17 protein-coding genes are annotated in these 20,537 nt (G+C 49.2%); 5 read left to right on the forward strand and 12 right to left on the reverse strand.

What is annotated here, in order from left to right:
• Window positions 1-61: 61 nt before the first annotated feature.
• Window positions 62-2,371, reverse strand: a complete 2,310-nt coding sequence (locus EKK48_25490; protein ID RTL36595.1) for a tetratricopeptide repeat protein — start codon at window positions 2,369-2,371, stop codon at window positions 62-64.
• A 239-nt stretch (window positions 2,372-2,610) separates the two neighbouring features.
• On the opposite strand from EKK48_25490, the gene EKK48_25495 reads away from it, so the two are divergent.
• Together EKK48_25495 and EKK48_25500 are read left to right on the forward strand one after the other, a co-directional pair.
• Window positions 2,611-3,879, forward strand: a complete 1,269-nt coding sequence (locus EKK48_25495) for an MFS transporter (protein RTL36596.1) — start codon at window positions 2,611-2,613, stop codon at window positions 3,877-3,879.
• Window positions 3,880-4,284: 405 nt separating this feature from the next.
• Window positions 4,285-5,433 carry a hypothetical protein gene (locus tag EKK48_25500; protein RTL36597.1) on the forward strand — a complete coding sequence of 383 codons (1,149 nt, stop codon included), beginning with the start codon at window positions 4,285-4,287 and terminating at the stop codon, window positions 5,431-5,433.
• A 167-nt stretch (window positions 5,434-5,600) separates the two neighbouring features.
• Here the strand turns inward: EKK48_25500 and EKK48_25505 are convergent, their stop codons facing one another.
• Window positions 5,601-6,167, reverse strand: a complete 567-nt coding sequence (locus tag EKK48_25505) for a hypothetical protein (GenBank protein ID RTL36598.1) — start codon at window positions 6,165-6,167, stop codon at window positions 5,601-5,603.
• Between the two features lie 183 nt (window positions 6,168-6,350).
• Here EKK48_25505 and EKK48_25510 point away from each other — a divergent pair, with 183 nt between their 5' ends.
• Window positions 6,351-7,010 (forward strand): hypothetical protein, encoded by a 660-nt coding sequence (locus EKK48_25510; GenBank protein RTL36599.1) that lies wholly within the window; start codon window positions 6,351-6,353, stop codon window positions 7,008-7,010.
• A gap of 59 nt (window positions 7,011-7,069) precedes the next feature.
• Here EKK48_25510 and EKK48_25515 read toward each other — a convergent pair whose 3' ends face one another.
• Window positions 7,070-7,564, reverse strand: coding sequence for an EVE domain-containing protein (locus EKK48_25515; GenBank protein RTL36600.1), 495 nt, complete (start codon window positions 7,562-7,564; stop codon window positions 7,070-7,072).
• A gap of 129 nt (window positions 7,565-7,693) precedes the next feature.
• Here EKK48_25515 and guaD point away from each other — a divergent pair, with 129 nt between their 5' ends.
• A complete protein-coding gene (guaD, locus tag EKK48_25520; protein ID RTL36601.1) occupies window positions 7,694-9,121 on the forward strand; it encodes a guanine deaminase in 1,428 nt (475 codons plus the stop codon).
• A gap of 17 nt (window positions 9,122-9,138) precedes the next feature.
• A complete protein-coding gene (locus EKK48_25525) occupies window positions 9,139-10,080 on the forward strand; it encodes a hypothetical protein (protein RTL36602.1) in 942 nt (313 codons plus the stop codon).
• Window positions 10,081-10,200: 120 nt separating this feature from the next.
• Here the strand turns inward: EKK48_25525 and EKK48_25530 are convergent, their stop codons facing one another.
• The 9 genes from EKK48_25530 to EKK48_25570 all read right to left on the reverse strand — a co-directional run bounded on the left by EKK48_25530 (window position 10,201) and on the right by EKK48_25570 (window position 20,468).
• Window positions 10,201-10,623, reverse strand: coding sequence for a putative toxin-antitoxin system toxin component, PIN family (locus EKK48_25530; GenBank protein RTL36603.1), 423 nt, complete (start codon window positions 10,621-10,623; stop codon window positions 10,201-10,203).
• Window positions 10,604-10,861 (reverse strand): hypothetical protein, encoded by a 258-nt coding sequence (locus EKK48_25535; GenBank protein RTL36604.1) that lies wholly within the window; start codon window positions 10,859-10,861, stop codon window positions 10,604-10,606. The genes EKK48_25530 and EKK48_25535 overlap by 20 nt, the downstream gene beginning before the upstream one ends.
• A gap of 549 nt (window positions 10,862-11,410) precedes the next feature.
• Complete coding sequence (locus tag EKK48_25540) at window positions 11,411-11,815, reverse strand: hypothetical protein (GenBank protein ID RTL36605.1); 405 nt, start codon at window positions 11,813-11,815, stop codon at window positions 11,411-11,413.
• Between the two features lie 120 nt (window positions 11,816-11,935).
• On the reverse strand, window positions 11,936-12,862 hold the full coding sequence (argB, locus tag EKK48_25545; GenBank protein RTL36606.1) for an acetylglutamate kinase: 927 nt from the start codon (window positions 12,860-12,862) through the stop codon (window positions 11,936-11,938).
• 237 nt (window positions 12,863-13,099) lie between these two features.
• On the reverse strand, window positions 13,100-14,155 hold the full coding sequence (locus EKK48_25550; protein RTL36607.1) for an N-acetyl-gamma-glutamyl-phosphate reductase: 1,056 nt from the start codon (window positions 14,153-14,155) through the stop codon (window positions 13,100-13,102).
• 23 nt (window positions 14,156-14,178) lie between these two features.
• Entirely contained in the window at window positions 14,179-15,663 is a 1,485-nt protein-coding gene (locus EKK48_25555; GenBank protein ID RTL36608.1) for a tetratricopeptide repeat protein, read from the reverse strand.
• 250 nt (window positions 15,664-15,913) lie between these two features.
• On the reverse strand, window positions 15,914-17,983 hold the full coding sequence (gene glgX / locus EKK48_25560; protein RTL36786.1) for a glycogen debranching enzyme GlgX: 2,070 nt from the start codon (window positions 17,981-17,983) through the stop codon (window positions 15,914-15,916).
• A gap of 56 nt (window positions 17,984-18,039) precedes the next feature.
• Window positions 18,040-19,131, reverse strand: a complete 1,092-nt coding sequence (locus EKK48_25565; GenBank protein RTL36609.1) for an oxidoreductase — start codon at window positions 19,129-19,131, stop codon at window positions 18,040-18,042.
• 212 nt (window positions 19,132-19,343) lie between these two features.
• A complete protein-coding gene (locus EKK48_25570) occupies window positions 19,344-20,468 on the reverse strand; it encodes a hypothetical protein (protein ID RTL36610.1) in 1,125 nt (374 codons plus the stop codon).
• Window positions 20,469-20,537: the final 69 nt, after the last annotated feature.

A 20,537-nucleotide genomic window follows, 5' to 3' on the forward strand; every position in this document is an offset into this window, starting at 1 on the left:
CGGCTTCAGCGCAGTCTGCCAGCTTCAGCGCATTCTGCAGGCGAAGCGCATTCCGCAGGCTTCAACGCCTGTATCTCATACGAGAAGAAACACCGACAATTACAATCAAAACAAAAACAGCCATCAATGCAGCCAGATACTTGAATGTAATGCTGTCTGATTTCGGCATCTCAGTTTCGGACAGACAGATATCCGAGTCACCAAAATCTTTGGAAAAATTCTGACTGGTTGACGAGTACATGTTTCCATTCTTATCTGTCAGCAAGAAAAACCGCCCAGGTCCGCTTCCGCCAATCAATTTGCCGTCACGATCGAATGCATGTACATAGAAACATTGTGTTTGCCATGTGTAGGTATTTTCGGCTTCGGAAAATATTGGTTGACCGCTCACAGATTGAGCGTGCACTTCGCCTGGTGCACCGGCAGGCTCATTCTTGAACAGTTCGCCGGATTGATACGTAACATCCAGAGGCGAATCAGGTCGGGAATCAACTCGCTTGTTATCGACAGTAGAAAGAAGCACGAGCGCCGATGCTTTGCCGGAATAAGGATTTGGATAGCTAGCCAGCTCGCCTAAATCAGTAGAGAGAGAGGGGAATTTCTTGTTGTCGTTGAAATACTTCTGGGCTGCTTCAGCTACGGCATTGCAATAAAAAATGGTTTTCCGCTCAGGCGCATCGAGAGAATAAAATGTCGCGCCATTTTGATCCTTAAGCACGCCCTGCTTTACCACCAACCAGCGAGAATGACTGAATGCACCTTGCAGCAATGCCAGCTCATCGCGCCAGTCACCATTCCAGATCTTCAGCCGGGCATCACGATTAACGCCACCGCTAATACCCACTTTAGAACGATCGATGGTCAACGAGAGCGCACCATCAGCAGTGACAAATTTACGTCCGACAAGATCAATGACAAATGCCGGCAAATTTCCGCTTGATTTTGGAGGTGTTAGCCCTTGCACGATGAAAAACCCGGCACAGAGCATTAACACCAATCCGATAATTGGTGAAATCAGCTTCAGTGTCGAAAGGGCTTTTTGCGATGTCGGAACGATTGTTTCGACGCGACCATCTACACGCAATTGATCCACATCGGGTGCCGGCTGTTCAACATCAGTTGCTTTCTTGACGGCATCAGCTTGCTGCAAAAAGCTGCGGGTTGCTTCCGGCATCGAAACAGCCTCTACTGCAAGTGACGGAGCAGCGATTTGACCGTCGCCTACGAGTCCCGTAGATCTGAGAGTCCGCTTCGGTCTTCTTCCAACAAATTTAGCCAGATCGCCCTGGTAAAAATCATTTGACTTGGGCAGGTCCGCATCTAATTGCGAAGCTGCCGCCGAGGGATACATGTCCTGGGGCAAAGATGACGGATCGATTTCAGGCGGACGAGAATTTCCGCTCGCAAATGGCGAGTACGTGACAGGCAAAGGGGTTGGCTCCGGCAGCGGAGATGCGTCAAACTCTCCGGTGCGTCTGGGATCGAATTCACCACGTGCAGGAGATCCCGTCTGTTGCGCAGCAGCAGCGTCATCAGTAACGTCTGGAATGTCCGGCGCATTGGTCAGACCGTCACCTGCAGGTTTGCCACCATGATCTTTCGACATTGCGGACCTGAGACTAGAACGTTGACCCGAGCGCTTAGAACTCTTATTTTTCGAATCACCTTTGCGCAAGAATTTCCGCTCTGCAACTTCTTGCTCGACAGTTTTATCTGTCTTCTTCTCCAAAACCGTCGGCGCCTTCTCTTCAGACTCAGGTTCTGCTGTTTTTTTGGTTCTAAATCTGTCCAACCGTGACTTCAACACGACGAATTCTTCACCAGCAGGTTTCTTCGGCGTAATCGGAGTCGGAATACTATCGGGTGAAACTTCCTCAATTTCATCTTTTACAACAGCATCATTTCTTTTGATGCCTAACTCATCTTCCAGCTTTACAAGCAGTTCACCGTTTGATCCCTGCGCCCGCAGATAATCGGCGTATGCGTCGATCACTGAACGCCTCAAAAAGTGTGTCGCCGACAACGTGCTGAGTAATTCATAGGCAGTCTGAAAATTCTTCGATGCGTCGTCGTGCTCATCGCATTTGTCGGCACTTCTCGCCAACTTGAGATATGCCGAAACTCTGTCCCTGGCAGCGAATCCATCACCTTCCTGCAAAACAACGAGACGGGCATAACTCTCGCGCGCTGCTGAGAAGTTATTCTGTGCATACTGACAGTCAGCCAGTTTCTGTACCAGGCTAGCTAGATTTTTCGGATCAGCGTCGCCGTTATCGCATTTAGCCACAGCCTCGGCATAGAGCGTCGCAGCAGCGTCGAAATTGCCCTGCTGAAATTCAGTGTCTGCTTGAGATACGGTCTCGCTAACCATTCACACTTCGCTTACTCCGCAGGCTTGAGTCGCGTCAACCTCAACCTACGATTTCGCCTCTGGACTTAAACGTTATTGTCACCGGTTAGACCATAGTACCGTGACATTCCCTGCCTGGTCTCCGGCCCGGGGAATGACTTACCTGGAAAGATACGAATCTCTTCACAATTAACCTCCCCTCAAGCTCCGAGGCAGCGGTATCTGGACAATGGGTACTTCGAACGAAGTTTCCATTGAAAATGAATACCGATAGCCCTTACGCTTCATTGAAAATAGCCGACTTCCGCTCCCTGTTAGCAGGGCGCCTGTTGGCAACCATCGCCTTACAGATTCAAAGCATGGCTGTGGGCTGGCAGATATATGCCCTGACCAGAGATCCATTAGCTCTCGGTCTGGTCGGGCTCTCTGAAGCTCTACCAGCGATTGGCGTGGCGCTTTACGCCGGGCACATCGCTGACCGAGTGGACCGTAGAAAAATCGCACTCTGGTGTCTATTAACTCTGGTTATCTGCCTGGGCGCCCTCTCGGCTTGCTCGGCAGCCGTTCATGACAACGCCCTGCTGTCCGGACTGATTTACCTGATCATTGCTCTATCCGGTATCGCGCGGGGCTTCCAGGGACCAGCCGTATTCGGGCTGACGGGTGACATCGTGCCTCGAGAGCTTTACGCGAATGCCGCGGCGTGGGGCAGTGCATCATGGCAAGCATCAGCAGTGGCGGGTCCGATTCTCGGAGGACTTCTTTTTCTAGCAATGGGCGCTTCGGCAACTTATTTAATTTCAACGATTTTACTTGTCTGCTCGTTAGTTTTATTTTTCCGCATTAAAACACGCACAAAGCTCACGCAAAATAAAGAAGCGACGGTATCTGAAAACATCAAAGAAGGATTGCAGTTCGTCTTCTCCAATCAAATTATTCTCGGAGCAATGGCGATGGATCTATTCGCCGTTCTTTTTGGCGGTGCGGTAGCCCTTTTGCCGATTTTCACCAACGAGATTTTTCATATGGGACCACAGGCACTTGGCGTGCTGCGAGCCGCACCGTCTGTAGGGGCGTTACTGATCGCTGCGTATCTAGCACATAGACCGATCACAAAAGATGCGGGATACATTTTCTTGTACTCAGTTGCCGGCTTCGGGCTATGCATGATCGGATTCGGATTGACGACCAATTTTTACCTAGCTCTCATCCTCCTGGGACTGAGCGGCATGCTGGATGGCGTCAGCGTTTACGTGCGGGGCACCATTTATCAGCTCATGACTCCTGACGACATGAAAGGCAGGGTCTCAGCGGTAAACAATATCTTCATAGGATCGTCCAATGAAATCGGCGAATTCGAGTCAGGCGTCGCGGCAAAATTGCTCGGCGTGGTTCGCTCTGTAGTTGTAGGCGGCACCCTTACACTTCTGGTTGTGGCGGTCACAGCGTTTAAGGCTCCAAAGCTGCGCAAGCTCGATATGAGCACACTCTACAAACATCCTGAACGGGCTCCATCGCCTTCCAAATAGTCAGCCCTGATTTTGCCAAATTTAGAAGCTAAAGTTCGATAGTCGACATCGATGAAGATAATGGCATGGACAAAATGCAACCAAATTTCAGCGATCCCCCTCAATCGAATAGATTCGATCGCGTTGTTAATTGGTGCGAAAGAACCGTCAAGAATTTCTACGATCTTTCGAGCCCGAATCTTTCTGGTCCTGGACATTCTCCGCAATACACCCCAAACCTGCTCCTGTCGGCAAGAGCAGTAAATCGTCGGGTAAATCTGTATTCAGGAGAATTAAAATGCAATTTTGGAAAATCTTTCAATTTCTATTCATGATCTGGCAGGGCATAATACCGCTTTCTCTGTTGGTACCATATCCAGTGCTGGCGTGGATTTTGCTGGATGACACACATACAGATGGATCATTATGCAAATCTGTGACTCCCTGAAATGCAACAATAAGGGAATGCATCGCAACTTCAAATCACTCTCAGAAAGAAAGAACGTCCGAAAGATAGCAACTGCAACTGCAGGTGCTGGCGCAGCCTTAACATTGCTGCTGTTCAGCACTTCTCCGGTCGCATATTGCCAGAATCAACAGCTTAAGAATATTAGAGACGCATATTTCCAGGGCTCATTCGACCAGGTGCTATCAGAGTATTCGCATCTTCCGGCGGAGCAGCGCAACAATGCTCAGGCTTACTTTTTTGTCGGGCAATCATATCTGCGCAGACATGATATTGAAAACGCAGAAGACTATCTGAAGAAAGCTCAAATAACCGGGTTGTCCAGGGATCAACAAGACCGAACCGCTGCTGCTCTGGCCCGCATTGCGGTGTTAAAAAATTTGCGACCGCCCTTCTTTCATGATTACATCCTCGGTGCCTACAAAATCAGAGTTTTTGCCAGAGATTCAGCATGGTCGAGAAACTTATCGAAACAGTTTCCAGACTTTCTGTTGAGAGCCCGAGAAGCATTCGGGAAAGATAATTATGCAAACGTTTCTTTCTATCTATTCGAAAATCGAGCCATCTACGACAAATTTTTTGACAGCTGGACAGTCGAACCAAAGAACATTCTGCACCGCGGCACAGGCGGCATGCAAATAGTCATGTACTGTCGCTACTATCCCACAGGCAAGGAAGTTGGGGCGAACAATATTAACGATCTGTACTTTCGTGTATTGCACGAATACAGCCACGCTCTTTGCAACACCACATACGGTGACCGCTTTCATATGCCTCATTGGTTAAACGAAGGAATGGCAGATTACTTTGGCTGGAAGTACAAAGCAGATGGAATTACTCAGGCCCGAGAAAAGCTGCGGCAACTCGGTTCACAAAGAATGCCGGGAACCTATGAAGCAATGTGTTCACAGCCCCAGCAGGATGCCGACTTGAAGTACTTAATTGGCGATGTGATGGTGAGCGAAATTTTTGCGAATAAACCGCTGAGCATATATGGACAGCTCATCAAGACAGCACGTGCTAATGGCGGCAATTTCGAAGCGGCAATTCAGAACTTAACCGGTCAGAACCCACGCGATGTTTATACTCGGCTTTTACAAAGGTACTAACCTGGTCCTGAAAGAACAGAAGAAAAACGGAGCAGCTTAACGCCACTCCGCTTTCACTCACCCGCCAGAGAGTCATCTCTTACTGACGATCGGTCTTTCCTTTCAAATTGCTCCACTCAAATGAACTCTACTTAAATGGACTTCGCAACTTAAATCAGTCGGACCAACTAAGGTGTCACTTCTGTACGCACTGTCGTCGTTTTCGTCACTGCTGGGGCAGGCGTTATTACAGTCCGCGTCGTAGTCGCGCCAGGTACGACGGCAGCGGGCACAATAGTAGTGGCGGGCACCATAACTGTTGGTTCTGATGGCTGAACTATTGAACTCTGGTTACCTGTTATTGGTGTCACAGGAACTACTGCCGGAATCGCGACTGCATTCCCTTCCGTGCTAGACGCAACCTTACGGTTGCTCGTTAAAATTCTCGCCTCGAAGACGTCGAGGTCTTTGGAAATACTGTCGAAATTGGAGCCATCCAAGCCACCTGCCTTGGTCAATTTTCGGTCTTCCTTAACCAGAATACCGTCGAGGTCACGTTGCATAGATGCGAGCTCGGTAGAGCTGATCAGCCCGGCGGCGTAAGATGCGTTCAACTTGTTCTGAATTTCAACTTCCCGGCTGTGCAGTGTGCCCTGGACAGGCTGATTATTGTCGATTTGGGATTGCGCGAATACTGGCGCTGACATCGCAAGTGTTGTGATAAGCGATAGGCCTAAAGATCGTTTGTTAAGCATGATGTGTCTCTCCATAGCGTTTTGCTTATAGATAGCGATGGGCGCGATTCGGTTCCCGTTCGACGAAATTTCGCGTTCAGTCTCCACAGTTTCGTCACATCTTCGTCACAACTCCGTTTACCAATCATCACAACAAAAATCTATGGTTAGAGAGTCAACACCGATTTCGCAGGAGAGCTCGTTATGCCACCATTCCAGGAATTCTCCAACCCAGAACAAAGAGCTGCCAGATTCGAGCGCACTCAGGACAGCACCCAGTTCTCAGCCCAAGCCGTAGACCTGCTAGAACAGTACAAAGCAGTCAAAAAATTGCAGTCCGTCAATTCAATTAGTAATGAAATTCTGCCTGTGTTCACAATTGAAGAGAAGAAAAATGCAGCAGAGAAGACCGCGGTCGCCAAGAAACTGGCAATGAGCGCTGCGGGTGCGGAATCCGAAAGTGTGGATGGTGTCGCAAAAGAAAAGAAAGACTCGACCGTCGTCGACAAGAAACTAGTCGATCAGAAAGAAAACGAGAAAAAAGTTGCCGAGAAGGAGTCACCAGAGGAAATTGCAAAGCATTGGCATGATCTTCAACAAAAGCAGTATGCGCACAACAAACAAGTTTTCACCGAAATAGACACCAATCATAACGGGCGTATCAGCCTCAAGGAAATTGAACATGCGCTCAACGACCCGTCTGCAGATTTCACCAAAGCAGACCGCGTGCAACTGCAGAAACGAGCTGACGAGATGCTGAAAGAGATATTTCGTTTCGGTCCCTTCGGTGTAACACCCGAACGCGTCAACAGGCAGGACATAACTCGTGCCGAATATCTAGAACAAAATCGTCTGGTCTTCTAATCCGGGAGTTCGAGCCAAAACGCCACGAGACAACTAGCTTAAGGAGCTCAAAACAATACTTATTCTGTCAATTTGGATTTAGCCATTTTCAGCACCGCCTTGAACTGCGGTGCTGTTACTGGCTGCACAGACAATCGGCTGCCCTTCTGCAGCAAAACCATATCTTTCAGCGCCGGATTTTTGCGCAGTTCCTCCAGCGGTAAAAGATTCTTGAAAGTTTCAACATGCCGTACGTCCACCATCATCCAGGTCGGTTTTTTAGGGTCGCTCTTCTCGTCAAAATGAACGTCTTTCGGATCGAAAGCGGTCGAATCCGGATAACCTTCTTTGACAATTTCAGCGACACCGGCAACTCCAGAAGGTTCGGCATTGCTGTGATAGTACAGAACTAAATCGCCAATCTTCATCGAATCGCGCATATAGTTTCGAGCCTGATAGTTTCTGACGCCGTCCCAGAATGTCGTTTTGTCAGGAGCTTTCTCCAGATCTTCAATAGAAAAAACGGACGGCTCGGATTTCATCAACCAGTAGTTTTTTCCAGATTTCGCAGTCATAGGGCACCTTCGAGCTATTTAGACAGGCAGATTATAGTGGATGCCTGATCTTGACATCGAAATCATGCTGGCGGGATGGGAAGAAATTCCCCAGGATAGTATCATTGGTGCGCTAAGAGGCACATGGTGATGGCAAAAAATCTGGTTGGCATTCGGGGATCATTTTTCGATTTCGTCGATGACCCGTGGAAGCATGTCGGCGAAGAGGAAAAGGCGGCGCGGTTTTATCCTGACGGGCTTCTTGTCACCGAAAACGGAATTATCAAAGCTTTTGGACCGTTCGAAACGGTCTCTCAGAAATTTAGCGACCTCAAAATAACCCAAATCAAGGACCGGCTGATTCTTCCGGGATTTATCGACGGGCACGTGCACGTTCCCCAGACACGGGTCATCGGCTCATTTGGTCACCAACTGCTCGGTTGGCTGCAAGAGTGGATTTTTCCGGAGGAGATGAAATACAAAGAGCGCCCATACGCAAAAGAGGGTGCGCGCCACTGCATCGACAACATGCTGGCAGCAGGCACCACCACCTGCCAGGCGTTCACAACTAGCAGCCCCGTTTCGACAGAAGAGTTTTTCGAAGAAGCAGCTCGAAGGAATATGCTTGTCATAGCAGGTTTGACGGGCATCGATCGCTTCGCGCCCGAGGATTACATCGACACCCCTGAGAATTTTCAAAGAGACTCTGCGCGTTTGATCAAAACGTACCATGGCGTGGCTCGCAATCTCTATGCGATCACGCCAAGATTCGCCCTGGGCGCCAGTCACGAATTGATGATGGCGTGCCGAAATCTAAAGCACGAATTTCCCGACACCTGGATACACACGCACATCTCTGAAAACCCCTCTGAAATTACCCAACTCAAACAATTTCATCAGTGCAACGATTATCTTTCGGTCTACGAAAAATATGACCTTGTCGGAAAGAAATTCACGGGCGGACATGGCGTCTACTTGTCTGAACACGAATTTCGCCGGATCGCCAGAGCTGATGCGGCAATAACGTTCTGCCCATGTTCGAATTTGTTTCTCGGCAGCGGCATGTTCAGGCTGGGACGAGCAACAGATCCCGAACATCGGATCAGACTGACTTTTGGAACCGATGTGGGCGCCGGAAATCGTTTTTCAATGCTGAATGTTCTTGACGAAGCGTACAAAGTCGGAATGTGCAACAACACAGTGCTCGATGGAAGCATTGATCCCCGCCATCACAACCACGCTGAGGCGGAGAGAAATAAGCTCTCTCCATATCGTGCTTTCTACTCGATCACTCTTGGTGGAGCGCATGGATTGTGTCTGGACGATCGCATAGGCAATTTCGACGTCGGAAAAGAAGCAGATTTTGTAGTGCTCGATTGGTCTGCAGGGCAGCAAGCCATCGCCTGGCACGATTCACTGCTAATAAGCAAAGGCGGGCCGAAAACAATGAATGAAGCAGCACAACTGCTGTTCTCCATGATGATTCTGGGAGACGACAGGAACGTCGATGAAACATGGATCATGGCTGAACGTGCGTACAAGAAAGCATCGGCAGAAGAGACTGCCGCATTACGGTGACACAGCGAGAATAGAATTTGTCTGATGATTTTGTGTCTCTTGTAACGAGAATAGAGAAACCAATTGAATTATCCCTGAAGGGCTTCACACCATTAGTGGTGCATCTCATGGTGGCAGGCGCGAAGTCGAAAGGTTTTGTCAGCTCTGAGATTACACCGCCGCAGAATAGTGCCCATCTGGAGTGGTGTCTTACACAGCGTTTCAACAACAGAGAGAATCTTGAAGCCTGGCAATCGTCACCCGAGCGAAAGGCAATTTTCGCCGATTTCGAAACTTCGCAAAATGCAAAGTCAACCAAAATCTCAGAGGAAGTGAGCTCCGGAGATCCTGTCGATGAAGTAGCAACCGTCATCTTCACAGACCTGAAACCAGGAATGGAAGATCAGTATTTCGACTGGGAACTGAAGATGCAGAGCACACAGGCTGCCTTCCCTGGTTACCTCGGTACACATATTCGCCCCCCGAGCCAGGATCAACCGGCGCGCTGGGCGACGTTAATTAGGTTTCGCTCGGCTGAGGATCTTGAGAGATGGTTCACATCGCCAGAGCGCGCACAACTGGTGGACGAGAAGCAGCAATTTGTAAAAGGCACGCAGATACAGAAGGTTGACAGCGCTTTCCCTGGTTGGTTTGCGGTGGATGCAAAAGGAAAGAGTCCACCGAATTGGAAAACAGCACAACTTGTTCTGCTAGGAATTTTTCCGATTGTGATGCTGCAAATCAAATACTGCAACCCGCTGTATACATCGTTGAATCAGTTGAGCCCAGCAATCGGCATGCTGCTCAATATGATGATGAGCTGCACACTTGTAGCCTGGGTGACGATGCCGTTTTTCATTAAGGTGTTTCGCTTCTGGCTGTATCCAGACAAGCGAACAACGAAAGTTGACTTGCTGGGTGAACTGACTGTGCTCGCGGCGCTCAGCACAGAGATGGCTTTGCTGTGGCGGCTTCTGTAATGCTACTGCCTTTCCTATCATAAGTAAACGTCGAGAAAATTATTCACCCCCGGAAAAGTGATCTGAATTTGATTTGTCAAAAACGCTCTTACGCTCAGGCGTTAAAACTCACTTGCATGACTAGCTTTTGCCGCCGGTGAGAATTTCGAGAAAATCAGCCACGGGAATAATTTTTGTTCGGTGATACTCCCCGATTACCAGTAAGTCACCGTCGCCAGTAACAATGTAGTCCGCGTGTGACTGCAAAGCACAAGCAAGAAAGGCGTCATCATTGGGATCTCGGCTCACGGTTGGTAAACTACTGGGCTCTACGAGAATGCCTTGATCCTCGATAAGCGAAATGATGTTCGATATGTCGTCGGCTGTTATCCGTTTAGCCAATCTAGGCTTAGAGAGTGTGTTGCGAATTTCATCCAATAGCCAGTTGGGATAAATGACAGTAAATTCTCCCAGCGCGAATCGAGCAACTAACTCTCTCGATTTGCCACCAGCTACTAAAAGAGCACTAATCCAGATGTTCGAATCAACTACTACCTTGAGCACGTTCTGCCTTCAATTCATTGCGGATTTCTTTCAATTCCGCAAATACTTGCTGCTCAGTTAGTGGTGGCAGATCCTTTCCCTGTCTATCGACTTTGGCGCAAAGTGCTCGCCACTTGTCACTCCAAGATTTTAGATCCAATTTTCTGTAAAGCTCTTCACGATCTGCAGGAGACAACTTATCGACCAACTGAATAAGTTGATCGACCGTAAATTGAGGTTTTGGTTTTCGTTGTACCATTCGCGCGCTCCCTTACTCCTCCAGTATACCGCATCAGTTCTCTTCGCGTTCTGCAGGCGCACTGGAGTCGAAGCGGTCCTTCGGACTTGCATCCCCCTCGAACAAGCACAAAAAACACTGCGATATTCTCTCCATGAAACCTCGTAGCCTTTCGACATCAACGACAGGTAGCAGTCAGTCGACCATCGCTTTTGTATGCTTGCAATAGGTTCCGCCAGCCAATCACCCAAGCATCGTTCTAAGGCTCAGTTGATCGAGCGTGTAAAAATAGTTTGTCGCACTGTTCATTTGCCCTTAGTAAAAAACTTCTTTGTTAGCGCCCCTGCAGCGTCCCTCTCTTCTGTCCGATTTCAAATAGCCCAAACAAATTGCTTTTGGCTAATTACGCTGCTGCAGTCATTTCGATGGTTGAGATATTTCTCCCTTTCCCATCATATGCAAACGTCGAAAAATTATTCACCCCCGGATAAGTGATCTTGATCACGGAGTGGTATCGAAGTCGGTGATTTACTTTCTCCTACAAACGGAAAAACTTATTCACTAATTCTGCTACAACTTTACGCTGCGAATGCTCTCTGCAAGTTCCCCTCGTGGATCAAAAATGATTTGTGCACCGTCTGCGATAATTTTTCCGGTGCTGCCTTGCAGCTGTTCCTGAGAAAGCCAATCCATATCGGTTATGCCGAATTCAACCTCTAGACCGGTTTGAAAAATTATCCGCCAACTTTTCACCAGACCCCAGTCTTCCAGTTCGGCTTTCTTAATTGCTCCAAAAACTTCTGCCCATCGGCAATTATCCACATACGCCAGTGGCTGCATGGAAATCAAGATCAAATCAACATCCGAATCAGGCTTCGCAGTCCCTCTGGCATAAGATCCGATTAAAAGCAGACCCAACAAATCCTGTCGCTGTCCACACCAGGTATTCAAAGACCGCAAGAACTCATCAAGCACTCAATATGACCACTCACATACACGCCATTATTACTGTCAGTCTTTTAGATCATTGCTCATAAGTCCCCTCACAAAACTCGACTCAAAAACAACGGCAGTTCAAGGACGAACAGCCCCCACCTACTGAGGCACCTGCTCAAGAACCGGATCGGCAGTGATCAAGGTGCCATGCTCCTGCGGTGCCTTGAATCCATTTAGCAGCGCGTGCGGCTCGAAGCTGTTCAAAATCGCTATTTTATCGACGCCGCCTTGAATTCCGCCCATACAGCTTTTGATCTTCGGCAACATGCCACCGCTAATGGTTCCTTCATCGATGCACTTCTGCGCATCTGAAACAGTCAAATGTCCAATTCGAGTCGAAGGATCTTTCAAGTCTTTCATAACACCAGGAACATCAGTGCAGAAGATCAATGCATCAGCCTGCAGATGCGTTGCCACAGCCAGAGCCGCATGATCTGCGTTGATGTTGTAGTAATTGCCTTCCAGGTCGCGTCCGATTGGTGAAATGATTGGCACCCAACCTGCCCATAGCCAGCTCTCGAGACTTGCAGACTCGACACTGACAATTTCACCGACCCAGCCCAGATCGACTGGCTTGCCATCTTTGTCTTCCATCTGCATCTTCTTGGTGATGATCGGGTTAGCTGAATTCGAGCAGAAGCTCAGACTCTGAATGCCACGCTGCCGCAATTTTTCGGTCAGCATCTCATTGATAGTCATAAACGTCTTAACTGCAATCTCCAGCGTTTCAGAATCAGTGACACGCAGTCCGTTGATTTTTTCGGTCTTCTTGCCGATCGCAGCCAGCGCATCGTTAACGGCAGTACCGCCACCGTGCACGACAATCACTTTCACGCCCATCTTCAAAAGCTCGATCGTATCTTCTATCAACGAATCGAAAACCGCCTCGTTGCCTATAGAATTCCCGCCGAACTTGACGATTACTACCTTCCCATCCATCGAATTGAGCATTTCTCTGTCACCTGAAGACTTAGACGCAAATAGCAAAGTTGAGCTTGTTGAACTTTTCAATGTAGATAACGTCATCTTGCACCCCTAGCTTACAAATATCCCCGAGTACATAAGGCGCTCGGGGATCGAAGAATTTGGATGGTGAACGGTCAATCAACACTACCAAAAGCTCCCCGAGCGCACGCGTCGTCGCAGAAGAGTTCGGTTGAAGTTGAGAGCGATAAGAGCCATATCTTTATATGTAGTGTTCGAGCCAACTTTTGCAGATTACAACCCACTTGGCAAATCTGTCAACAGAACGTTAAGTTGTGATCAAGACGGAAAAGTAGGCAACTGGGTGATTCCGGTGGTCTCAGGCCAACCAAACAGGATGTTCATATTCTGTAGAGCTTGCCCAGCGGCGCCCTTGATCAAATTATCGATGGCGCCAACTGCAATGACTCGATCAGTACGTGCGTCCACGGTGACCCCAATATCACAGAAATTGGAACCTTTTACCCAGCGAGTTTCAGGGAAGCGATATTCGCCTTTCGCCGAGTCGAAAAGCCTTATGAAAGGCTCCTTACTGTAAGCTGAGTTGTAAATGTCAAACAACTCATCGTCTGACATTTCGCGATTGAGAATGGAATAGCTCGTGATCAAAATGCCTCGATGCATGGGCACCAGATGCGGTGTGAATGATAGCAGCACGGCTTCTTTGGCCTGCAGTGAAAGCTCCTGCTCAATCTCAGGCGTGTGCCGATGGCAGCCCACTTTGTAAGCCTTGATCGATTCATTGCACTCATCAAAGTGCGTGCCGAGCGCCAGAGACCTTCCCGCACCGGAGACGCCCGATTTACCATCAATGATGATGGATTCAAGGTCAATAACGCCGGCCCGCAATAGAGGCGTCAGGGTCAGAATGGAGCAAGTGGCATAACAGCCTGGATTTGCTACCAGGCGCGCTCCTTTGATTCTGTCGCGATTCAGCTCAGGAAGCCCATAAACAGCTTCTTTGACAATGGATTTATTGGGATGCTTGTACTCGTACCATTGTTCATATTCTTTGGTATTTTGCAGTCGGAAATCAGCCCCGAGGTCGATGACCGCGCATTTATCCAGCACTTTCTTCGTCACAGTCTTGGCTGCGATACCATGCGGCAAAGCCATGAAAATCACATCGACTTTGCCTGCCACTGATTCGATATCCTCATCAGTGAGCGTCAAATCGGTCGACTTAGCCAGATTCGGATAGACGTCGGCAAGCTTCTTACCGGCACTGCTCTGCGAAACAGCTGTGTGTAGAGTAACTTTGTCGTGCTGGAGGATGAGTCGAATCAGCTCCTGTCCCGTATAGCCGGTAGCACCGACAACCGCAACCTTTTTCATCAATTTCGCCTATTTGCTGACGCTTACTCGTCCGGATTGAGTCGCATGACGTCCGGCAGTTCCAGAATCTTCCATGACCCGGTAATAGCCTGCTCACTATAGCTCAATTTAGACGGTGCTGTCGGCGCGGCCGTCGCTTTTTCAGGTTGCTTAACAGGTTCTTGCGTTGGCTTGACCGGTGCAACGGGCTTCTTCGCCGCCAGGATTTTTGCGTAATTATCAAAAACCTTCTTCGTGTCGGGATGATCGGGACCGAGCATGCGCTTACGCATTTCCCAGCATCTGCGATAAACAGACTCTGCTTCCTGCAGCTTCATCTGCTGGTGATAAATCATGGCGAAATTGTACAGAGCGCTGGCAGTCTCGGTGTGATCACCCAGACCCTTTTCGTAAATCTGAATGCAATCGCCCATCAATGTCTCTGCCATCAAATAATTTTTCTGTTGATAATAGAGACGTGCCAATGTCGAAACACTCATCGCCACGAGCGGATGAAGCTGCCCAAGGACTTCGGTTTTCAAGCCAATACAACGTGTCATCAGTTGTTCGGCCTCTTCGTACTTCTTTATACGGCACAAAATGTCTGCAAGCGAGTCAAGGGCATACGCTAGTTTCTGCTTGTCGAGATTCTGGCTCTCAGCTTCCTGCAAAGCGGCGCGCCACTGTGTTTCCGCAACCTGCATCAACCCGCGGCGCAGGGCTTCTTCGGCGAATTCCTTATATACGAACCAGTTTATGGGATTTGGACCCGCCTGACCATTGGCATTAGGGGCAGATGGAGCGACGATTGGCGCCTTTTTTTCGACCGCCGGAGTAGTCTGAATGCCAGCCTTGTTTGAGCCGCCAGCCGAGGCTGAAGCCGTCCCCGCGGTCGGTAAATTAGTCTGAGATTGACTGGGTTGCTGCAAAGCGGGTTGCGAACCGGTCTGTGTGGCAGCCTGCTGCGGTGCGGTCGGTGCACCTGCTTGTCCATTCGGAGCTTTGGCTGCCGGCATATCCATTTTCGTCCGGTCCCACTTGCCAGTGGAAAGCCCTTGTGCGCACACCTGCAAGTGACGGGCTTCGTCCTCTCTGTGGGTCTTCATGAGCAAATCGGCGTAACCTTCCAGCAAACGCATGACATCTGGATGGTTAGCCCCTAAAACCTTGGTCTTGATAGCGATAGATTGCTTGTAGAGCGGCTCAGCGTCCGCGTAGTTGTGGCTCATATGCAACAGCATGGCGAGATTGCTCGACGTTATGCCGACGTCAATGTGGTCTGGTCCGTGGACGCGGCGATACAAACTTAGCAACCTGCGGCAAGTAGCCTCGGCATCTTTGTTCTTGCCTTGACGAAAATACGCTTCCGATAAACCTTCGTAAGTCACAGCACGCCGGCTGTCGTTTTCCGGGAAATCTTCCGCTTCTTCGAGGGCAGCCAGCCACATCGATTCAGCCTCGCCGAGAGCCCCCCGCATCAGAGCTTGCTCACCGGAACTTTTGTACTTTTGCCAATTGTCGTTTGTCATGGATTCCGCCAGGGAAAAAACCACTTCGCATAATACTGCCTTACCCAATTTTACAGCCAATTGCTGCGTTTAGGATATAACCCCTTGACCATAAACTTTTGCTGCCGGTGATAGCCCCGCTAGCCAGACCAGACCCCGGCGAATTCGACGGACCAGAACAAGCGGAGATAGCGACCTACTTGAACCGGCTGAACCAGCTCAAGGCACCGCAGCCTCCTGAGACCCGGACTATGGAAAGCACGAAAAACCTCTACCTGATGGGCAGAGCCATAAGTACAACAGCAGATCTGGCTTGCACGCGATAATGATTGTGCACTATCTGTGGTGCCTCGTCAGGCAGACGGATATCAGATCCGGTAGGAAGGTAAGTATCTATAATTCGATGCCAGGTATAGCCGCTCAGCGGTTTAGGCAGTTCGAAAAACAGTGGCTTCCAGAAAGCATTGAGCATAATGTGCAGCTCTTCCTGATGATCTGGATGATAAAGCGTGAACGCGAGACTATGAGAATTGTCACCGAGATCAGGCTCTTCCAGCTCAACGCCGTGCCATACGATGTGCGGTTCGTTAGACTCAGGAGAAGTAACGAGCAACCTCCGCTCCTTAAAAATTTCGAGCGCCTGAGTATAAGCGATCAACTTTCTCGTGAAATGCAGCATGTCTTTCTGCTTTTCCACCAGAGACCAGTCGAACCAACTCAGTTCGTTATCCTGACAGTAAGCGTTGTTATTGCCCTGCTGTGTGCGTCTTACTTCATCACCCATTAGAAGCATCGGAGTGCCCTGTGAAGTGAAGAGAATGGTGAGGAAATTCTTGATCTGCCGCTCGCGCAATTTGTCTATTTGATCATCTGCTGTAGGACCTTCGACGCCACAATTCCAACTGTGATTGTCATTGCTTCCATCTGCGTTGAACTCGCCGTTTGCAGCATTATGTTTTTTGTCGTATGAAACAAGATCGTTCATCGTGAAGCCGTCGTGGCAAGTGATGAAGTGAACGGTGCGGTTGGGCTCACGATCCGGCTTGATATAGATATCCGAACTGCCCAGTATGCGCGCGGCAAGATTCTTTACTGTTTTCTTGTCACCTTTGACGAACCTGCGAACATCGTCTCGGAATGGTCCGTTCCATTCGCCAAAAAAGTTGCTGCGATTGATGAACAGTCCAACTTGATACAAGCCTATGTCCCATGCCTCTGCAATCAGCTTTATTCCTGCCATAACAGGGTCTGATTCAACAGTCCACAATACTGCCGGCATATCATTCGGTTGCCCGATCAGATCTCTCGTCAGGACCGAGGCAAGGTCGAATCTGAATCCATCCACATGCATCTCGGAGACCCAGTAGCGCAGACTGTCTAAAATGAAACGACCGACGACAGGATGATTAGCTCGGAGGGTATTTCCGCAACCGCTGTAGTTCTTGTAGTAAGTCTGATCGTCTTCGAGAAGATAGTAAGTCGAATTATCAAAACCTCTAAAAGATTGAGTCGGACCGGATTCATTTCCTTCACAAGTATGGTTGTACACTACATCGAGAATTACTTCGATACCGGCTTTGTGCAATGCCTTGACCATGTCGCGAAATTCGTCGATTGGTCCAAAAACTTCCTGGTTCGAGCTGTAAGAACGGTGCGGCGCAAAAAACGCAAGCGGACTGTAACCCCAATAATTCTTCAAGCCTGGTCGGGCATCAAATTCGTCAAACTGCTGAATCGGCATCAACTCAACTGCCGTCACGCCCAGTTCTTTCAAATAAGGAATCTTCTCTATTAACCCGGCGTAGGTACCACGCTTATCCGCCGAAACTCCGGAATTCGGATGCTTCGTGAAACCAGCCAGGTGCATCTCGTAAATGACGCTTTCAGCGTTTGGCAGGCGCAACGGTGTATCACCTTCCCAATCATAAGTGGACGTATCAGTTACCACCGCCCGCAGTGCTTTGTGGCAATTATCACCTGGTGCAGTCGCAGAGGCGCGGTCATAATTTTCGAAGTTCACGACTGTAAGCGCATGAGGGTCGAGCAGCACTTTGTTGCGGTCGAAGCGCTCGCCTTTTTCAGGAGCGAAATCTCCATCGACTCGATAGGCATAAACCTGACCGACTTGCACTCCTTCTAAAAAGATATGCCAGTAAAATCCTGTCTTATTGATTTGAGGATCAAGGGTTATAACAGTAGATGGCTCGGGTGAAGTAGGCTCATCGAAAAGCAAAAGATCCACGCCCGTGCAGTGCTTGGAGAATATACAGAAGTTGGTGCCCTGCTCGCTGTGCGAGGCGCCAAGAGGATAACTCCTCCCTGGGTGGATCTTTATAGTTATTCGAGTTGTTGATTCCGTTGACAGACTGTGCATATTCACCAATTGTTTGTACGTACCTAAACTTTTGAACCTTCAAGCTGGATCACCTGGCCGGATGCTGAACTTTTCAATGCGGCTTCGATTATTTGCATTGTTCTCAGCGCATCTCGGGGTTGAACTGGAATTTCTCCATCGTGCAAAATCGCATCACGCAATGAGCTGTAGAAGGTTTTATATGCTCCCGGTAACGTTTCAATCCGTCCTTCGAACGCCAGCCCGCCCACCTGAGCGCTCAGTCGCCCCCAGGCGCTTTCCGGCTCGCGTCCAAAGTCTGCGGAACTCGGCAAAATTCCAGCTTTCAACTTTTCTTCCTGCGGGTCAATTCCGTATTTTTCGTATGCGCCCTTCAGACCCAGTACGCGAAAGCGCGGTCCTTTTAGTCGAGCAACCGAACTTGCCCACAAATGCGCTTTCACGCCATCAGTAAACTGCAGCGCCACGAATGCATCATCGTCTACCTCGGCGCCTGTTCTGCGAGCATCTAGTTCGGCATAAACAGTTTTAGGATCACCAAAGAGAGTACAAGCCTGATCAATCAAGTGGCTGCCCAAATCAAACAATAAACCGCCTGCATCCTTCGCATCAGCAGACTCTCGCCAGGCGTTCGCTTTTGGCTCAGGTCTGTAACGCTCATATCGAGATTCAAAACGAGTAAGCGTACCGAGCGTGCCTTCCTCAATCAACTTTTGCACGGTCAAGAAATCGTTGTCCCAACGTCGATTGTGGAATACAGAAAGAATCTTTCCTTTCTTCTGACTGAGATTGATCAGGTCTCGACAATCCTGAACAGTGGCAGCAACTGGTTTATCCACGACCACATGCATATTGGCATTCAACGCGGCATATGCATGATCGTAGTGAAAACGATTCGGTGAAGCGACTACAACAAGATCATAATCATTTGCCGATTTCCAAATTTCGTCGACCGACGAAAAAATCTGCGCAGAGGGATAGGTGAATCCAGCCTGCGCCTGACGTTGTGAGTTTGCCGTGACTATAGCCGTTAAACGCAAACCGTCTACGGAATCTATAAGTGGTGCATGGAAAACGGAACCGGCTAGACCGAAACCAATCAAGGCGACTCTGACGTCTTTTCGCTGTGCGGTCATATGGCTAAAACCTGAAGATGCTAACGGGCTATGAAGCTTACAAGTATAGAGCTTCAGAAGCGATTCAGACACCCATTCAATCGACTTAAACTTTGATGGGCAGGCGACGTTTGATGAAAAGACCGGCCCGCCGAAAAAGAGGCGGTAGTCAGGATGACCTGTACATCGTAAAAAGAAAAAAACTAATTATCGACGCTCAATTCAACTGATGCTCAGGTCAACTGTAACGATGCAGCCAGCGACGCGCGAGCCTGGAAATCTTCTATTTCAGAAGCGGTTGGGAGAGTTAGAGTCATGCCGCGCTGCAGCGCAGCAAGCGGATTTCCATTGCTATCTGTTTCAGTCGAGAGATTGTTCTTCTCCGCAAGCAACTGCCAATTTTTGACATCGTTCAAATCGCGAAGCGCAATAGATCTAAGTGTCTCGCCGAGGCGTGTCTTGATTGTTTTTTGCCCCTCTCCAGCTTGCTGTGTGTCCTTCGTTTCACTGATTTCTTTTACAGCAGCTGTCGTTATGTCATTGAGTTCACTTTTTTCGGACACCAGCCTTTGCTCGGCAAATCCAGATTCAGATGCGGATTTAGTATTCTCGGGTGCTTCGACTGGTGCCACAGCCAATTCCTCACCCGGGCGCAATGCTTGCCCTCGCTCACCGATAAGAATTGTGCCGTCTGGTCTCAAGTATCGCCCCAATTCCATAGCGCTCAATGCTCTTCCGTCATCACGAACTAACGCAACGCCATCTTGCTGTGATGGTGCACCATCGCCACGAGGCGCTACAAGCAGTACCTGGCCATCACTTCCTTTCTGCATCTTCAAATCGTAAATTGATACCTGCTGCAGACCTTGCGACGCAAAACCAGAATTCGCAAGCGAGACGAATGAGGCGGCATCACCAGCGATAGCACTTGCGGCAAGTGCCTGCAGTTCGGCTAAATACTGCTGTTCCGCACCTAGAGTACTGTCGCCATTTTGCTCTCGGCCGAGCCTTTCCCTGCGTTCCGCACCCACCTTATCAACAGATGCGGCATAACCATAAGCGTGAAGTGGAGCACTAGAGTCGACTCCATTGACCTCTACAGACGTATCCGGACTGCCAGGGTCATCGTCACCTTTGTGCGGATCTGAATCAACTTGACCAAATGTAAGCTCCAACGAGGGCAAAAAACCGTTCGACCCATCGCGAGCGCTGTCGCGCATGCTTGAGAGACTGTTCATCCACTCCTCACGGTCTTTTTCGCTGGTGGGGGACTGGACTAAAGGTTGTTCGCGAACCACCTCAGTTTCACGAACATTACTGTCGTTCGGCGGCGGTGGTGCTTCAATTTCTCTGACCATTACCTAACCCGGCAACCTACTAACCCGACCAAGTGCATCCATCGTATTAATGATCCCAAGCTATTGTGG

Source organism: Candidatus Melainabacteria bacterium (genome assembly GCA_003963305.1).
Classification (GTDB): domain Bacteria; phylum Cyanobacteriota; class Vampirovibrionia; order Obscuribacterales; family Obscuribacteraceae; genus PALSA-1081.

Coding starts and splice junctions, on each gene's coding strand:
- EKK48_25515 (RTL36600.1), bottom strand. CDS start 7,564: ATGACTGCGAAATCTGGAAAAAACTACTGGTTGATGAAATCCGAGCCG.
- guaD (RTL36601.1), top strand. CDS start 7,694: ATGGCAAAAAATCTGGTTGGCATTCGGGGATCATTTTTCGATTTCGTC.
- EKK48_25565 (RTL36609.1), bottom strand. CDS start 19,131: ATGACCGCACAGCGAAAAGACGTCAGAGTCGCCTTGATTGGTTTCGGT.
- EKK48_25495 (RTL36596.1), top strand. CDS start 2,611: ATGAATACCGATAGCCCTTACGCTTCATTGAAAATAGCCGACTTCCGC.
- EKK48_25570 (RTL36610.1), bottom strand. CDS start 20,468: ATGGTCAGAGAAATTGAAGCACCACCGCCGCCGAACGACAGTAATGTT.
- EKK48_25555 (RTL36608.1), bottom strand. CDS start 15,663: ATGACAAACGACAATTGGCAAAAGTACAAAAGTTCCGGTGAGCAAGCT.
- argB (RTL36606.1), bottom strand. CDS start 12,862: ATGACGTTATCTACATTGAAAAGTTCAACAAGCTCAACTTTGCTATTT.
- EKK48_25510 (RTL36599.1), top strand. CDS start 6,351: ATGCCACCATTCCAGGAATTCTCCAACCCAGAACAAAGAGCTGCCAGA.
- EKK48_25550 (RTL36607.1), bottom strand. CDS start 14,155: ATGAAAAAGGTTGCGGTTGTCGGTGCTACCGGCTATACGGGACAGGAG.
- EKK48_25505 (RTL36598.1), bottom strand. CDS start 6,167: ATGCTTAACAAACGATCTTTAGGCCTATCGCTTATCACAACACTTGCG.
- EKK48_25500 (RTL36597.1), top strand. CDS start 4,285: ATGCAAATCTGTGACTCCCTGAAATGCAACAATAAGGGAATGCATCGC.
- EKK48_25535 (RTL36604.1), bottom strand. CDS start 10,861: ATGGTACAACGAAAACCAAAACCTCAATTTACGGTCGATCAACTTATT.
- EKK48_25490 (RTL36595.1), bottom strand. CDS start 2,371: ATGGTTAGCGAGACCGTATCTCAAGCAGACACTGAATTTCAGCAGGGC.